The 16302-nt window shown below is 60.5% G+C and carries 19 protein-coding genes; all 19 read left to right on the top strand.

The genetic code is table 11. The features are described from left to right. The first annotated feature begins 10 nt into the window (after positions 1 to 10). The 19 genes from IWX64_RS00670 to rplE all read left to right on the top strand — a co-directional run bounded on the left by IWX64_RS00670 (position 11) and on the right by rplE (position 16224). Complete coding sequence (locus IWX64_RS00670) at positions 11 to 3901, top strand: DNA-directed RNA polymerase subunit beta' (RefSeq protein WP_196865242.1); 3891 nt, start codon at positions 11 to 13, stop codon at positions 3899 to 3901. 362 nt (positions 3902 to 4263) lie between these two features. Next, positions 4264 to 4638: a 30S ribosomal protein S12 gene (gene rpsL, locus IWX64_RS00665; RefSeq protein WP_019481488.1), complete on the top strand. Its 375-nt coding sequence runs from the start codon at positions 4264 to 4266 to the stop codon at positions 4636 to 4638. Next, positions 4638 to 5108 carry a 30S ribosomal protein S7 gene (gene rpsG, locus IWX64_RS00660; RefSeq protein ID WP_019481489.1) on the top strand — a complete coding sequence of 157 codons (471 nt, stop codon included), beginning with the start codon at positions 4638 to 4640 and terminating at the stop codon, positions 5106 to 5108. Before rpsL ends, rpsG begins: the two co-directional genes overlap by 1 nt. Before the next feature lie 42 nt (positions 5109 to 5150). Then, positions 5151 to 7265: an elongation factor G gene (gene fusA / locus IWX64_RS00655; protein WP_196865241.1), complete on the top strand. Its 2115-nt coding sequence runs from the start codon at positions 5151 to 5153 to the stop codon at positions 7263 to 7265. Positions 7266 to 7416: 151 nt separating this feature from the next. Beyond that, the gene (tuf, locus tag IWX64_RS00650) at positions 7417 to 8607 is read left to right on the top strand and encodes an elongation factor Tu (RefSeq protein ID WP_171583900.1); all 1191 of its coding nucleotides are present in this window, start codon (positions 7417 to 7419) and stop codon (positions 8605 to 8607) included. Positions 8608 to 9185: 578 nt separating this feature from the next. Continuing rightward, positions 9186 to 9494, top strand: a complete 309-nt coding sequence (rpsJ, locus tag IWX64_RS00645; RefSeq protein WP_003803825.1) for a 30S ribosomal protein S10 — start codon at positions 9186 to 9188, stop codon at positions 9492 to 9494. Between the two features lie 16 nt (positions 9495 to 9510). Continuing rightward, positions 9511 to 10167 (top strand): 50S ribosomal protein L3, encoded by a 657-nt coding sequence (gene rplC / locus IWX64_RS00640; protein ID WP_196865240.1) that lies wholly within the window; start codon positions 9511 to 9513, stop codon positions 10165 to 10167. After that, on the top strand, positions 10164 to 10832 hold the full coding sequence (rplD, locus tag IWX64_RS00635; protein WP_196865239.1) for a 50S ribosomal protein L4: 669 nt from the start codon (positions 10164 to 10166) through the stop codon (positions 10830 to 10832). Before rplC ends, rplD begins: the two co-directional genes overlap by 4 nt. After that, entirely contained in the window at positions 10829 to 11134 is a 306-nt protein-coding gene (rplW, locus tag IWX64_RS00630) for a 50S ribosomal protein L23 (RefSeq protein ID WP_019481495.1), read from the top strand. Before rplD ends, rplW begins: the two co-directional genes overlap by 4 nt. A gap of 31 nt (positions 11135 to 11165) precedes the next feature. Then, on the top strand, positions 11166 to 12005 hold the full coding sequence (gene rplB, locus IWX64_RS00625; RefSeq protein WP_171583903.1) for a 50S ribosomal protein L2: 840 nt from the start codon (positions 11166 to 11168) through the stop codon (positions 12003 to 12005). 12 nt (positions 12006 to 12017) lie between these two features. Then, positions 12018 to 12299 (top strand): 30S ribosomal protein S19, encoded by a 282-nt coding sequence (gene rpsS / locus IWX64_RS00620; RefSeq protein WP_019481497.1) that lies wholly within the window; start codon positions 12018 to 12020, stop codon positions 12297 to 12299. Positions 12300 to 12338: 39 nt separating this feature from the next. Then, positions 12339 to 12704, top strand: a complete 366-nt coding sequence (gene rplV / locus IWX64_RS00615) for a 50S ribosomal protein L22 (protein ID WP_024475619.1) — start codon at positions 12339 to 12341, stop codon at positions 12702 to 12704. Next, positions 12704 to 13561 (top strand): 30S ribosomal protein S3, encoded by an 858-nt coding sequence (gene rpsC / locus IWX64_RS00610; RefSeq protein WP_026553529.1) that lies wholly within the window; start codon positions 12704 to 12706, stop codon positions 13559 to 13561. Before rplV ends, rpsC begins: the two co-directional genes overlap by 1 nt. Further along, positions 13562 to 13978: a 50S ribosomal protein L16 gene (gene rplP, locus IWX64_RS00605; protein WP_019481500.1), complete on the top strand. Its 417-nt coding sequence runs from the start codon at positions 13562 to 13564 to the stop codon at positions 13976 to 13978. It begins immediately after the preceding gene. Positions 13979 to 13980: 2 nt separating this feature from the next. Then, entirely contained in the window at positions 13981 to 14316 is a 336-nt protein-coding gene (gene rpmC, locus IWX64_RS00600) for a 50S ribosomal protein L29 (RefSeq protein WP_171618254.1), read from the top strand. Next, the gene (gene rpsQ / locus IWX64_RS00595) at positions 14313 to 14606 is read left to right on the top strand and encodes a 30S ribosomal protein S17 (RefSeq protein WP_318779119.1); all 294 of its coding nucleotides are present in this window, start codon (positions 14313 to 14315) and stop codon (positions 14604 to 14606) included. The genes rpmC and rpsQ overlap by 4 nt, the downstream gene beginning before the upstream one ends. 290 nt (positions 14607 to 14896) lie before the next feature. Beyond that, entirely contained in the window at positions 14897 to 15265 is a 369-nt protein-coding gene (gene rplN, locus IWX64_RS00590) for a 50S ribosomal protein L14 (RefSeq protein ID WP_019481503.1), read from the top strand. 3 nt (positions 15266 to 15268) lie between these two features. Beyond that, positions 15269 to 15652 carry a 50S ribosomal protein L24 gene (gene rplX, locus IWX64_RS00585; protein ID WP_196865238.1) on the top strand — a complete coding sequence of 128 codons (384 nt, stop codon included), beginning with the start codon at positions 15269 to 15271 and terminating at the stop codon, positions 15650 to 15652. Next, the gene (gene rplE, locus IWX64_RS00580) at positions 15649 to 16224 is read left to right on the top strand and encodes a 50S ribosomal protein L5 (protein WP_196865237.1); all 576 of its coding nucleotides are present in this window, start codon (positions 15649 to 15651) and stop codon (positions 16222 to 16224) included. The genes rplX and rplE overlap by 4 nt, the downstream gene beginning before the upstream one ends. Positions 16225 to 16302: the final 78 nt, after the last annotated feature.

Genomic DNA, 16302 nt, shown 5'->3' with positions numbered 1-16302 from the left:
CAGGGACCATATGTCCAGCGAATCCTCCTTCGGCCTCATGCGAATCGGCCTTGCCACTGCGGACGAAATCCGTGGTTGGTCTTTTGGCGAGGTCAAGAAGCCGGAAACCATCAATTACCGTACCCTCAAGCCTGAGAAGGACGGCCTCTTCTGCGAGAAGATCTTCGGACCTTCCCGCGACTGGGAATGCTATTGCGGCAAGTACAAGCGCGTCCGTTTCAAGGGCATCATCTGTGAGCGCTGTGGGGTAGAAGTTACCCGCGCCAAGGTACGCCGTGAGCGCATGGGACACATCGAGCTTGCTGCTCCCGTCACCCACATCTGGTACTTCAAGGGCGTTCCTTCGCGCTTGGGCTACCTGCTGGACCTGGCACCGAAGGACCTCGAGAAGGTCATCTACTTCGCTGCCTACATGATCACCGCCGTCGACGAGGAAAACCGTCACGCCGAACTGCCGAACCTCCAGGCCGAGCACGACCTCGAGAAGAAGCAGATGATCGACCAGCGCGACTCCGACATCGCCACGATCGCCAAGGACCTTGAGGATGAGGTTGCACGGCTTGAAGGCGAAGGCGCGAAGGCTGCCGAGAAGAAGAAGGCACGTGACTCGGCCGATCGCCAGATGGCGAACGTGCGTAAGCGCGCCGACATCGAGATCGAGCGCTTCGAGCAGGTCTGGGACCGGTTCAAGAGCCTCAAGGTTGCTGACCTTGAAGGTGACGAGGGCCTTTACCGCGAACTGCGCGACCGTTACGGACTGTACTTCGAGGGCTCAATGGGCGCCGAAGCGATCAAGAAGCGTCTTGAGAACTTCGACATGCCAGCCGAGGCCGAGATGCTCCGCGACATCATCCAGAACGGCAAGGGCCAGCGCAAGACGCGTGCCCTGAAGCGCCTGAAGGTTGTCAACGCGTTCCTCACCACCACCAACAGCCCCCTCGGCATGGTGCTTGACGCCGTTCCCGTGATTCCGCCGGAACTGCGCCCGATGGTCCAGCTGGACGGTGGCCGTTTCGCGACCTCCGACCTCAACGACCTGTACCGCCGCGTGATCAACCGCAACAACCGCCTGAAGCGCCTGCTCGATCTCGGTGCGCCCGAGATCATCGTGAACAACGAAAAGCGGATGCTCCAGGAAGCAGTTGACTCCCTGTTCGACAACGGTCGTCGTGGCCGCCCCGTCACCGGGCCGGGCAACCGTCCGTTGAAGTCGCTCTCCGACATGCTCAAGGGCAAGCAGGGTCGTTTCCGCCAGAACCTTCTGGGTAAGCGCGTTGACTACTCGGGTCGTTCGGTCATCGTCGTTGGTCCCCAGCTGAAGCTGCACCAGTGTGGTCTGCCCAAGCAGATGGCGCTGGAACTCTTCAAGCCGTTCGTGATGAAGCGTCTGGTTGATCTCAACCACGCGCAGAACATCAAGAGCGCCAAGCGGATGGTCGAACGTTACCGCCCGCAGGTCTGGGATGTTCTTGAAGAGATCATCACCGAGCACCCAGTGCTACTCAACCGTGCACCTACCCTGCACCGTTTGGGCATCCAGGCGTTCGAACCGCAGCTGGTTGAAGGTAAGGCCCTTCAGCTGCACCCACTGGTTTGTGGTGCGTTCAACGCCGACTTCGACGGCGACCAGATGGCAGTCCACCTGCCGCTGAGCCCTGAGGCCCAGGCCGAGGCGCGCATCCTGATGCTCTCCTCGAACAATATCCTGAAGCCTTCGGACGGCCGTCCGGTGACCCTGCCTTCGCAGGATATGATCATCGGCCTGCACCACCTCACCACCAAGCGTGAGGGCTCAGCAGGCGAAGGCCGCGTGTTCAGCACCCCGGCCGAAGCCATCATGGCCTTCGACATGGGTGTCCTGCACCTGAACTCGGTTGTCCGGATCCGCATCCCACACTTCGTGCCCAGCGCTGATATCGCTGCGCCCGAAGGCTGGGAAGAAGGAACGCCGGCGTTGATCGAAACCTCCCTTGGGCAGGTTCTGTTCAACGACACGCTGCCCGCCGACTACCCCTGGGTTGAGAAGGTTGCCGACAAGGGACAGCTGTCCACGATCGTCAACGACCTCGCCGAGCGGTACCCGAAGGTGGTCACCGCGGCAACGCTGGACAACCTGAAGGATGCTGGCTTCTACTGGGCAACCCGCTCAGGTGTCACCGTGGCGATCTCGGACATCTCCGCCCCGATCAACAAGGCCGGAATCATGGAGGTCTACGAAAAGCAGGCCGCCAAGGTTCAGTCCCAGTTCGACAAGGGCCTCATCGCTGATGAGGAACGTCGTCAGGAACTGATCGACATCTGGAACAAGGCCACCAACGAGGTAGCCGAGTCCATGCGCGGCGCGATGCCGAAGGACAACACCATCAACCGCATGGTGTCCTCCGGTGCACGTGGTAACTGGCTCCAGGTCCGTCAGATCGCGGGTATCCGTGGTCTGGTAGCGAACCCCAAGGGCGAGATCATCCCTCGGCCGATCAAGTCCTCGTACCGTGAAGGCTTGTCGGTGCTGGAGTACTTCATCGCAACCCACGGTGCCCGTAAGGGTCTGGCCGATACCGCGCTGCGTACCGCCAACTCGGGTTACCTGACCCGTCGTCTGGTGGACGTGTCGCAGGACGTCATCGTTCGCGAAGACGACTGTGGCACCGAGCGTGGACTGAACGTCACCATTGCGGTGCCGAACAGCGACGGCGAGTTGGTCCTGCACGAAGAGGTCGAGAACTCGGCCTACGCACGCACCCTGGCCAGCGAAGTTGTTGACGCCAAGGGTAAGGTGCTCGCTCCGGCGGGCTCCGACGTCGGCGATGTCCTGATCGGCGAGCTGTTCGCCGCAGGGGTCACCGACATCAAGGTGCGCTCCGTGCTGACCTGCGAGTCGAGCGTCGGCACCTGTGCCCTCTGCTACGGCCGCTCGCTGGCCACCGGCAAGACCGTCGACATCGGTGAGGCAGTTGGCATCATCGCTGCACAGTCGATCGGTGAGCCAGGCACGCAGCTGACCATGCGTACGTTCCACACCGGCGGTATCGCGTCGGCGGAGGACATCACCCAGGGTCTGCCCCGTATCCAGGAGCTCTTCGAAGCGCGTACCCCCAAGGGTGTCGCTCCGATCTCCGAGGTTGCGGGTCGCGTCAACATCGAGGACGGCGAGAAGCAGCTTCGGCTGGTTGTCACCCCTGACGATGGTTCCGAAGAGATCGCCTACCCTGTCCTGCGGCGTGCGCGCCTGCTGGTCACGGACGGCGAGCACGTTGAGGTGGGACAGCAGCTGGTCTTTGGTGCTGTCGATCCGAAGCAGATCCTCCGGATCCTCGGCCCCCGCAAGGCCCAGGAATTCCTGGTCGATGAGGTACAGACCGTGTACCGCAGCCAGGGTGTGGGTATCCACGACAAGCACGTCGAGGTTATCGTCCGCCAGATGCTTCGCCGCGTCACGGTGATCGAGTCCGGCGAGTCGAACCTCCTTCCCGGAGAGCTGGCAGAACGCCGCCGCTTCGAGGACGAGAACCGTCGCGTGGTGTCCGAGGGCAAGAAGCCGGCTTCAGGCCGTCCCGAGCTCATGGGTATCACCAAGGCGTCGCTCGCCACCGAGTCGTGGCTTTCGGCCGCATCGTTCCAGGAGACCACGCGTGTTCTTACGCAGGCCGCCATGGAAGGCAAGAGCGATCCTCTGTTGGGTCTGAAGGAAAACGTGATCATCGGCAAGCTGATCCCGGCCGGTACCGGCCTTGATCGCTACACGAAGATTACCGTGGAGCCGACTGAGGAAGCGAAGGCCAACCTGTTCACCGGCCCTAGCGCGTTCAGCGACTTCGACTACGCAGGTGTCGAGGGCTCGATGACTCCCGAGTTCCACGCCATCCCTCTGGATGACTACGACATGGGTTCCGAGTTCCGCTAAACGGACCTGGTGCTGGTCGGCCCCGCACACCTTCGGGTGTGCGGGGCCGACCGCGTTAAGCGCGTCCCCTCGACCGGACCAGGCAAGGGGTCCATGCAAGGGGGCCGCGCAAGGGTCCGGCATCGGGGGAGGGGCGGGGGTACCCGCACCGAATCGGGGCCCCGCCCGATCTCTGCTAGAGTAGAGGTAATTGTTTGTGTGGCAGAGGATCGGCGTCCTAGCGGACGTATCTCCGCGTTGTAGGGAACTTGTACAACGAATGCCACATTTTCGCACGCCTACGGTCAAGTCGTTTCGGCTTCCCCCTGTGGGTTCGGCGCAAACGACAGTCAATATCTCTAGACATTACGGAGAACGCAGAAGTGCCTACTATCAACCAGCTGGTCCGTAAGGGCCGGACACCTAAGGTCGTCAAGACCAAGGCGCCCGCATTGAAGGGCAGCCCCATGAAGCGCGGCGTTTGCACCCGCGTTTACACGACCACCCCCAAGAAGCCGAACTCGGCGCTCCGTAAGGTCGCACGTGTGCGCCTCAACGGCGGCATCGAAGTTACCGCTTACATCCCAGGCGTCGGTCACAACCTTCAGGAACACTCCATCGTGCTGGTGCGCGGTGGTCGTGTGAAGGATCTGCCCGGTGTCCGCTACAAGATCGTCCGTGGTGCGCTTGATACCCAGGGTGTCAAGAACCGCAAGCAGGCTCGCAGCCGCTACGGCGCGAAGATGGAGAAGAAGTAATGCCACGTAAGGGCCCGGCCCCGAAGCGGCCGCTCGTTGTAGATCCCGTTTACGGTTCACCCCTGGTCACTCAGCTGATCAACAAGGTGCTCGTCGACGGCAAGAAGTCCACAGCAGAACGCATTGTCTACGGCGCACTTGAGGGTGCCCGTGCCAAGAGTGGTGGCGACCCAGTCGCAGCACTTAAGAAGGCGATGGACAACGTCAAGCCTTCCCTCGAGGTTCGCTCCCGCCGTGTCGGCGGCGCGACCTACCAGGTACCCGTCGAGGTCAAGCCTGGCCGCTCCATGGCTCTTGCCCTGCGGTGGCTCGTTGGTTACTCGAAGGCTCGCCGCGAGAAGACCATGACCGAGCGTCTGATGAACGAGATCCTGGATGCCTCGAACGGTCTCGGAGCAGCGGTGAAGCGCCGCGAGGACACGCACAAGATGGCCGAGTCGAACAAGGCCTTCGCACACTACCGCTGGTAACCAGACTCCGACTTCTAGAAACCCAAGAATAAGGGAGACACCGTGGCACAGGACGTGCTTACCGACCTTAACAAGGTCCGCAATATCGGCATCATGGCCCACATTGACGCCGGCAAGACCACTACTACGGAGCGCATCCTTTTCTATACGGGTGTAAACCACAAGATTGGTGAGACGCACGACGGCGCCTCGACCACCGACTGGATGGAACAGGAAAAGGAACGCGGCATCACCATCACGAGCGCCGCCGTGACCTGCTTCTGGAACGACAACCAGATCAACATCATCGACACCCCCGGTCACGTCGACTTCACCGTTGAGGTTGAGCGCTCACTGCGCGTCCTCGACGGTGCCGTCGCAGTGTTTGACGGCAAGGAAGGCGTAGAGCCTCAGTCCGAGACCGTCTGGCGCCAGGCCGACAAGTACGAAGTTCCCCGCATCTGCTTCGTCAACAAGATGGACAAGCTGGGCGCTGACTTCTACTTCACCGTCGACACCATCATCAGCCGTCTCGGCGCCAAGCCTCTGGTTATCCAGCTGCCTATCGGTGCCGAGAACGACTTCGAAGGCGTCGTCGACCTCGTGGAAATGCGCGCGCTGACCTGGCGTGGCGACTCCAAGGGTGACGTCACCATGGGTGCCAAGTATGAGATCGAAGAGATCCCTGCTGACCTTGTGGATCGCGCGAACGAGTACCGGGCAAGCCTGCTCGAGGCCGTCGCCGAAGCTGACGATGAGCTCATGGAGAAGTACCTTGCTGGCGAAGAGCCTTCCACTGCGGAGATCAAGGCCGGTATCCGTAAGCTCACCATCGCTTCGGAGATCTACCCGGTCCTCTGCGGCTCGGCGTTCAAGAACCGCGGTGTCCAGCCGATGCTTGACGCTGTTGTCGATTACCTGCCGAACCCGCTTGATGTTCCCCCGATGATCGGTCACGATCCCCGGGACGAGGAGATCGAGCTGACTCGCAAGCCGAGCACCGACGAGCCTTTCTCGGCCCTGGCGTTCAAGGTTGCTACCCACCCGTTCTTCGGACAGCTGACGTTCATCCGCGTCTACTCCGGCCATATTTCGGCTGGCACGCAGGTGACCAACTCCACGAAGAACAAGAAGGAGCGGATCGGCAAGCTGTTCCAGATGCACGCCAACAAGGAAATTCCCGTTGAGGAAGCACGTGCTGGCCACATCTACGCAGCTATCGGTCTGAAGGACACCACCACCGGCGATACCCTCTCCGACAGTGCCAACCAGATCGTCCTCGAGTCGATGAGCTTCCCTGATCCCGTGATCTCGGTTGCTATTGAACCGAAGACCAAGGGTGACCAGGAGAAGCTGTCCACGGCTATCCAGAAACTCTCCGCTGAGGACCCGACCTTCCAGGTCTCCCTCAACGTTGACACCGGTCAGACCATCATCGCCGGCATGGGCGAGCTCCACCTGGACATCCTCGTGGACCGCATGCGTCGCGAGTTCCGCGTCGAGGCCAACGTGGGCAAGCCCCAGGTTGCTTACCGCGAAACCATCAAGCGCGCCGTGGCCAAGCACGATTACACCCACAAGAAGCAGACGGGTGGATCCGGTCAGTTCGCGAAGATCCAGATCGCCATCGAGCCGATGGAAGTTGAAGATGGCGTCCTGTACGCGTTCGACAACAAAGTCACCGGTGGACGTATCCCTCGCGAATACATCCCGAGCGTTGATGCGGGCATCCAGGATGCCCTCAACGACGGCGTGCTCGCAGGCTACCCGGTTGTCGGCATCAAGGCAGTTCTCCTTGACGGCGCCTACCACGACGTTGACTCATCCGAAATGGCGTTCAAGATTGCCGGCCGGATGGCGTTCAAGGAAGCCGCGCGGATGGCTAACCCTGTCCTGCTCGAACCGCTGATGGAAGTTGAAGTCCGCACCCCTGAGGAATACATGGGTGAAGTTATTGGTGACCTCAACTCCCGCCGTGGCCAGATGCAGTCCATGGAGGATGCCAGCGGCGTCAAGGTCATCAAGGCCATGGTGCCCCTGTCGGGGATGTTCGGATACATCGGTGACCTGCGGTCGAAGACCCAGGGCCGTGCGGTGTACTCGATGAAGTTCGACAGCTACTCGGAGGTTCCGAAGGCAGTTGCCGACGAGATCATCCAGAAGACCCGCGGCGAATAACTTTTCCGCAGACCAGCTGATGGAGCCATCCGGCTCCTGAAGCATGCAGTAATTTCATCAAAGTAAAAGCCCCCAGTAGACTTGCAACAGTTTCAGCCGCGAACAGCGCGGCTGGGAAGCAAATCTTCTCAAAACGTTCTAGGAGGAACCCGTGGCGAAGGCAAAGTTCGAGCGGACTAAGCCGCACGTTAACATCGGAACCATCGGTCACGTTGACCATGGAAAGACGACGTTGACGGCTGCCATTTCGAAGGTGCTGTACGACAAGTACCCTAATCTCAACGAGGCACGCGACTTCGCGTCCATCGACTCGGCCCCCGAGGAGAAGCAGCGCGGCATCACCATCAACATCTCGCATGTTGAGTACCAGACCGAGAAGCGCCACTACGCACACGTAGACGCCCCCGGTCACGCTGACTACATCAAGAACATGATCACCGGTGCTGCTCAGATGGACGGAGCAATCCTCGTGGTTGCTGCGACCGACGGCCCGATGGCTCAGACCCGCGAGCACGTTCTGCTTGCCCGCCAGGTTGGTGTTCCCTACCTGTTGGTCGCGCTGAACAAGTCCGACATGGTTGACGACGAGGAACTGCTTGACCTCGTCGAGATGGAGGTCCGCGAGCTCCTCAGCGCGCAGGGCTTCGACGGCGACGAGGCACCAGTGGTGCGCGTCTCCGGCCTGAAGGCACTTGAGGGCGACGCCGAGTGGGTCAAGTCCGTCGAGGACCTGATGGACGCAGTCGACAACAGCGTTCCGGACCCCGTGCGCGACAAGGACAAGCCGTTCCTGATGCCTGTTGAAGACGTCTTCACCATCACCGGCCGTGGCACCGTTGTAACGGGCCGCGCCGAGCGTGGAACTCTGAAGATCAACTCGGAAATCGAGATCGTCGGCATCCGTCCGGTCCAGAAGACCACGGTCACTGGTATCGAGATGTTCCACAAGCAGCTCGACGAAGCATGGGCAGGCGAGAACTGTGGTCTCCTGCTCCGCGGAATCAAGCGCGAAGATGTTGAGCGTGGACAGGTTATCGTCAAGCCGGGTTCAATCACCCCGCACACCGATTTCGATGCCAACGTCTACATCCTTGCAAAGGACGAAGGCGGGCGTCACAACCCGTTCTACTCCAACTACCGCCCGCAGTTCTACTTCCGCACCACTGACGTAACCGGTGTCATTACCCTCCCCGAGGGCACTGAAATGGTTATGCCTGGCGACAACACTGAGATGACCGTTGCGCTCATCCAGCCAATCGCTATGGAAGAGGGCCTCGGCTTCGCTATCCGCGAAGGCGGCCGGACCGTAGGTTCAGGACGCGTTACCAAGATCATCAAGTAACTCTTCACGAGTCACTGAGGAAAGGCCCCGCTGCACCGCAGCGGGGCCTTTCCTTTTGGGTCAATGTCAGCCAGGGTCGCTTGCAAAAAAGTGGGCTACCCGCAGAAGCGTGGTGGGGACACAGCGGTTCTGCGCCGGCGGCACTTTCTGGCGGCGGATGTCTGATCGCAGGGGAGTGGGCGGGGTAAGGTTCCTCACACCGAAGGCGTGTCGGGCCTCCAATTAGCCTTATGCCCTGATATCTGGCAAACTGGACAAGTTGTTCAAGCGCTTGCGCGCGCGGTTTGAGATACCGTCCCGATCAGGATAATGCCTGATGCAGGGTCAGTGTTCACCGGGCGGTTAGCCCAAATATAGCCACCCCCATTTCAGTTCGGCTGGAAACGTGGATGCAAACCGATGGACTAGTTTGTGAAGAATCCGCGACACGCCCGAGCGCGGGGGTCGGTACCTCCACAGGGTGAGGAACCCGGAACTATCCGGATTCAGTCTGTGGGAGGAGCGCCAGTGCAACGGGCGCAGCACGTGCAGGAACTGACAGATATTCAAGAATTCTTGAGAGAGAGAGTCGAGACGCCATGGCGGGACAAAAAATCCGCATCCGGCTGAAGTCGTATGACCACGAGGTCATCGACGTATCAGCACGGAAGATCGTTGAGACGGTGACGCGCGCAGGCGCTACGGTAGTTGGCCCAGTGCCCCTGCCGACGGAGAAGAACGTGTACTGCGTTATCCGCTCACCGCACAAGTACAAGGACAGCCGCGAGCACTTCGAAATGCGCACGCACAAGCGTCTGATCGACATCATTGACCCCACGCCCAAGGCCGTTGATTCGCTGATGCGTCTCGACCTGCCTGCGGACGTGAACATCGAAATCAAGCTGTAAGGGAGAGCGGATCATAATGTCTACTTCACTTACGCGTCAGGTAAAGGGTCTTCTGGGCACCAAGCTCGGCATGACCCAGGTCTGGGACGAGAACAACCTGCTGGTGCCGGTTACTGTCGTCCAGGCTGACTCCAACGTCATTACCCAGCTCCGCTCAGCGGACCAGGATGGCTACAGTGCCGTCCAGATCGGCTTCGGCCAGATCGATCCCCGCAAGGTGACCAAGCCTCTGGCCGGTCACTTCGAAAAGGCAGGCGTCACGCCTCGCCGTCACGTGGTTGAGCTGCGTACCTCCGATGCTGACACCTACTCGCTGGGCCAGGAGCTCTCTGTTGAGATCTTCGAAGCCGGCCAGAAGGTCGACGTCATCGGCACCACCAAGGGTAAGGGCTTCGCAGGTGTCATGAAGCGTCACGGCTTCCACGGCGTCGGCGCATCCCACGGTGCCCACAAGAACCACCGCAAGCCCGGCTCGATCGGTGGCGCGTCCACCCCTAGCCGCGTCTTCAAGGGTATGAAAATGGCAGGCCGTATGGGTGCCGTTCGTCAGACCACCCTGAACCTCACGGTTCACGGTATGGATGCCGAGAAGTCGCTGCTGCTGATCAAGGGTGCCGTCCCCGGCGCCCGCGGCCAGGTCGTACTTGTACGCACTGCCGTGAAGGGAGCATGACCAGAATGGTCACCAACTCAGCTGTCAACACCGTAAAGGTCGATCTCCCCGCAGAGATCTTCGACACGCAGACCAACGTGCCCCTGCTGCACCAGGTCGTCGTGGCGCAGCTTGCTGCTGCCCGCCAGGGTACGCACAAGACGAAGACCCGTGCCGAGGTATCCGGCGCAGGCCGCAAGCCGTTCAAGCAGAAGGGAACTGGTCGCGCCCGTCAGGGTTCGATCCGTGCTCCTCACATGACCGGTGGCGGCGTCGTCCACGGACCTACCCCCCGCGACTACAGCCAGCGCACCCCCAAGAAGATGAAGGCTGCCGCCCTGCGCGGTGCCCTCTCTGACCGGGCACGCAACGGCCGTATCCACGTCCTCGAGTCCCTGGTATCCGGCGACAAGCCGTCCACCAAGGGTGCAATCGAAGCGCTTCGCAGCATCTCGGAGCGTCCCAACTTGCTCATCGTTATCGAGCGCGCCAACGATCTCACGGCACTGTCCGTGCGGAACGTCCCGGAAGTACACGTCCTCTATGTTGACCAGCTCAACACCTATGACGTGCTGGTTTCGGACGACGTGATCTTCACGAAGGCCGCTTACGACACGTTTATCGGCTCAGCCGACACGACCGTAGATGCTGACGAGAGCACAACAGCTACGGAGGACGCCAAGTGAGCGCGACCATCTCCAAAGATCCCCGCGACGTCGTCCTTGCGCCGGTCGTCTCGGAAAAGAGCTATGGCCTGATCGACGAAGGTAAGTACACCTTCCTGGTCGACCCTCGCTCGAACAAGACAGAGATCAAGTTGGCGGTGGAGAAGATTTTCTCCGTCAAGGTCGACTCGATCAACACACTCAATCGTTCGGGTAAGCGCAAGCGCACCCGCTTCGGATGGGGTCAGCGGAAGGGCACCAAGCGTGCCATCGTGACCCTCAAAGAAGGAACGATCGACATCTTCGGCGGTCCGCTCGGTTAGGGCGGAGACCACTTTAACGAGGAAATGACACATGGCTATTCGTAAATACAAGCCAACAACGCCTGGCCGCCGCGGCTCCAGCGTTGCTGACTTCGCAGAAATCACTCGGTCGACACCGGAGAAGTCCCTGGTACGTCCCCTCCCTAAAAAGGGTGGTCGTAACAACACCGGTAAGATCACGACCCGTCACAAGGGTGGTGGCCACAAGCGCCAGTACCGCCTGATTGACTTCCGTCGCCACGACAAGGACGGCGTTGACGCCCGTGTAGCTGAGATCGAATACGATCCCAACCGCACGGCCCGCATCGCGCTGCTCCACTACGTTGACGGCACCAAGCGCTACATCGTTGCACCTAACCGCCTGAAGCAGGGCGACATGGTGGAAGCCGGAGCCGGCGCTGACATCAAGCCAGGCAACAACCTGCCACTGCGGAACATCCCGGTTGGTACCGTGATCCACGCTGTGGAACTTCGTCCAGGCGGCGGGGCCAAGATGGCCCGTTCAGCCGGTGCGTCGGTCCAGCTGGTTGCGAAAGAGGGCCGCTTCGCGCAGCTCCGCCTCCCCTCCGGTGAAATCCGCAACGTCGACGTACGCTGCCGGGCCACCATTGGTGAGGTTGGAAACGCAGAACAGTCCAACATCAACTGGGGCAAGGCCGGCCGTATGCGCTGGAAGGGCGTCCGCCCAACCGTTCGTGGCGTTGCCATGAACCCGGTTGACCACCCACACGGTGGTGGTGAAGGTAAGACCTCTGGTGGCCGTCACCCGGTGAACCCGAACGGTAAGGCCGAAGGCCGTACCCGCCGTCCAAACAAAGAGAGCGATTCACTGATTGTGCGTCGCCGTCGTTCCGGCAAGAACAAGCGATAGGAGCCTGGAGACATGCCACGCAGCCTGAAGAAAGGCCCCTTCGTCGATCAGCACCTTTTTGTTAAGGTAGCTCGTGAAAACGACAAGGGCACCAAGAACGTCATCAAGACGTGGTCCCGCCGCTCAATGATCATCCCCGACATGCTGGGGCACACGATCGCCGTGCACGACGGGCGCAAGCACATCCCGGTGTTTGTCACAGAGTCAATGGTCGGGCACAAGCTCGGCGAATTCGCTGCGACGCGGACCTTCCGCGGCCATGTAAAGGACGACCGCAAGGGCAAGCGCCGCTAGGCGCTGCTCGTAGCGGCAGAAGACGAGAGAAGGAAAGCAATGGAAGCCAAGGCAGTTGCGCGTTTTTCGCGTGTCACGCCTATGAAGGCCCGGCGCGTCGTCAACCTGGTTCGTGGCAAGCAGACGAATGAGGCTCTGGCAATACTGAAGTTCGCCCCACAGGCAGCTTCAGAGCCGGTATTCAAGGTAGTACAGTCGGCGGTCGCCAACGCCCGGGTCCTCGCGGACCGGGACGGCATCGCATTCGACGAAGATAACCTGATCATCAGCGAGGCATTTGTTGATGAAGGCCCCACGATGAAGCGGTTCCGGCCGCGCGCTCAGGGCCGTGCGTTCCGCATCTTGAAGCGGACCAGTCACATCACAGTTGTAGTAGCAACCCCTGAGAAAGCGCAGGTCCGCTAGTGGGACAGAAAGTAAACCCGCATGGGTTCAGGCTCGGTATCACCACGGACCACCGTTCGCACTGGTTTGCCGACAGCAACAAGCCCGGACAGCGGTACAAGGACTATGTCCGCGAGGACATCAAGATCCGCCAGCTCATGGCTACGGGCATGGACCGCGCCGGTATCGCCAAGGTAGAGATCGAGCGCACCCGTGACCGTGTTCGTGTGGATATCCACACCGCACGTCCCGGCATTGTGATCGGCCGCCGCGGCGCCGAAGCAGACCGCATCCGCGGCGAGCTGGAAAAACTGACGGGCAAGCAGGTTCAGCTGAACATCCTCGAGGTCAAGAACCCCGAGATGGAAGCTCAGCTTGTCGCTCAGGGCGTCGCTGAGCAGCTCTCCTCACGTGTGGCTTTCCGCCGCGCGATGAAGAAGGCAATGCAGTCGGCACAGCGCGCCGGTGCCAAGGGCATCCGTGTCCAGTGCTCCGGTCGTCTGGGTGGCGCTGAAATGAGCCGTTCCGAGTTCTACCGTGAAGGCCGTGTGCCCCTGCACACCCTTCGCGCGAACATCGATTACGGCTTCTTCGAAGCGAAGACCACCTTCGGTCGCATCGGCGTCAAGGTCTGGATCTACAAGGGCGACATCACCGCGAAGGAGCTCGCAGCCCAGGCTGCAGCAGCACCGTCGCGTGGACGTGGCGGCGGAAGCGACCGCCCGAGCCGTGGACCAGCAGGAGCTGACCGTGGCGGTGACCGCGGTGCAGACCGTCGTCGTCGTAACCCGGCCGGTTCCGCTCCCGCCGAGGCGCAGGCAACTGCCGCACCGGCTGAAGCTGCAGCTCCGGCAGCAGCGGAAGGAGGACAGGCTTAAATGCTTATCCCACGTCGAGTCAAGTTCCGTAAGCAGCACCACCCGGGTCGTTCCGGCGCTGCAACCGGTGGCACTGAGGTCAGCTTCGGTGAATGGGGTATCCAGGCGCTGAGCCCGGCATACGTCACCAACCGTCAGATTGAAGCTGCCCGTATTGCCATGACCCGCCACATCAAGCGTGGCGGCAAGGTCTGGATCAACATTTATCCTGACCGCCCACTGACCAAGAAGCCTGCCGAAACCCGTATGGGTTCCGGTAAGGGTTCCCCCGAGTGGTGGGTTTCGAACGTCAAGCCGGGCCGGGTTCTTTTCGAACTCTCCGGTGTATCAGAAGAGGTAGCCCGCGAAGCCCTGCGCCTAGCAATCCACAAGCTGCCGTTGAAGGCACGCATTGTGCGTCGTGAGGGTGGTGAATAGACATGGCTATAGGTTCAAAGGAACTGACATCCGAGCAGCTGGACGGCTTCGATCGTGATCGCCTGGTCGAGGAACTCCGGAAGGGCAAGGAAGAGTTGTTCAACCTCCGCTTCCAGTCCGCTACGGGTCAGTTGGAAAATCACGGGCGTCTGCGCTCAGTGAAGCGCGATATCGCACGCCTGTACACGGTGATGCGTGAGCGTGAGCTCGGCATTCGGCCTGACTACGTTGCTCCCGTTGAGGAAGCAAAGCCTGAAAAGGCCAAGAAGTCCAAGAAGGCCTCCACCAAAGACGCCCCGGATGCGGGCACCGAGGCATCTAAGGAGGACGCCAAGTGAGTGAACAGAAGAGTGAAGCAACGACGTCGGACGATCTTGCCCGCGGCTACCGCAAAACCCGTCGTGGGTATGTAGTTTCGGACAAGATGAACAAGACCATTACGGTGCAGGTTGAAGACCGCGTGAAGCACGCGCTTTACGGCAAGGTTCTTCGCCGCAGCACCAAGGTGAAGGTCCACGATGAGGAGAACACCGCCGGCATCGGCGATCACGTTCTCATCAGCGAGACCCGGCCTCTGTCCGCTACCAAGCGGTGGCGCCTGGTCGAGGTTATCGAGCGCGCCAAGTAGGCTGCAAGGATAACCAAGCATTTTACGAATTGCGCCCCGGACGTGATATCGCAGCAGCGATTTCGCGTCCGGGGCGCTTTCGCGATAAGATGAAAATCTTGTCTGTCCGGTGGGTTAGAGGTATTAGCTTCCACACCGGCGATTGAGACAAAAGCCCGATAATCTTGTTCAGCTTCTTTGTGCCGGCGTGTTCGAGTGCCTGCACAGGCTGAGGACCAGTATTACGGGGCCAACCCATATCCGTTCCGCAAGGCTCGCAGAGAGAACCAGCGCGACGACAGGAGTAATCAGTGATTCAGCAGGAGTCGCGGCTTAAGGTCGCCGACAACACGGGTGCCAAGGAAATCTTGACCATCCGCGTTCTCGGTGGATCTGGACGCCGCTACGCAGGCATCGGCGACGTGATCGTCGCCACCGTCAAGGACGCAATCCCCGGCGGTAACGTCAAGAAGGGCGACGTCGTCAAGGCGGTTATCGTCCGCACCAAGAAGGAACGCCGCCGTGCGGATGGTTCCTACATCAAGTTTGATGAGAACGCTGCGGTGATCTTGAAGACAGACGGCGACCCACGCGGTACGCGTATCTTCGGTCCCGTTGGTCGCGAACTCCGCGACAAGCGCTTCATGAAGATCATCTCGCTGGCGCCGGAGGTGCTCTAACCCATGGGAGCGAACAAAGCAGTGAAGTTCAAGATCAAGAAGGGTGACCTGGTTCAGGTCATCAGTGGAGCCAAGCAGGAGCGCGGCGGAGACCGCGGCAAGCAAGGCAAGGTTCTGAAGGTATTCCGGGAGAACAACCGGGTCCTCGTCGAAGGAATCAACCGCGTTACCCGCCACACCAAGGTTGGACAGTCGCAGCGCGGCTCCAAGACCGGCGGCATCGAGGTCATTGAAGCCCCCATCCATATCAGCAATGTTGCAGTGGTTGACCCCGAGACCAACAAGCCGACCCGCGTCGGCTATCGCATCGATACCGTCGAAAAAGACGGTAAAGAGCGCACAGTCCGGATCCGCGTCGCCAAGGCATCAGGGAAGGATCTCTCATGACTACCGAAGCCGTAGAGACTAAGATCTCCCCGCGCCTGAAGACGCGCTACGCCGCTGAAATCAAGTCGGGACTGCAGGAAGAATTTGGTTACACCAACGTCAACCAGGTTCCACGCCTGGTGAAGGTTGTTGTCAACATGGGTGTTGGAGATGCCGCCAAGGACTCCAAGCTCATCGACGGCGCTGTCCGGGACATGACTCAGATCACCGGTCAGAAGCCTCAGGTCACGAAGGCCCGCAAGTCCATCGCACAGTTCAAACTGCGCGAGGGAATGCCCATCGGCTGCCACACGACTCTGCGTGGAGACCGCATGTGGGAATTCGTTGACCGCCTGGTCTCGCTTGCCCTTCCCCGTATCCGCGACTTCCGCGGCCTCAGCGGCCGCCAGTTCGACGGGAACGGCAACTACACCTTCGGACTCACGGAACAGTCAATGTTCCACGAGATCGACCAGGACAAGATCGACCGCGTACGTGGCATGGACATCACCGTTGTCACCACCGCAAAGACCGACGACGAAGGCCGCGCGCTGCTCAAGGCGCTTGGCTTCCCGTTCAAATCCGAAGATTAATCTAACTACGTTCCAGGTCCGTACCGGGCAGGGCAGGGCGCAAGTCCAACACCCTAAACCGGGCCCCGGAAACCGTTA

This window comes from Arthrobacter sp. CAN_A212 (genome assembly GCF_015752345.1).
Lineage (GTDB): Bacteria > Actinomycetota > Actinomycetes > Actinomycetales > Micrococcaceae > Arthrobacter_D.
The sequence above is the reverse complement of the archived record's forward strand: the minus strand, read 5'-3'. Positions and strand labels throughout refer to the sequence as shown.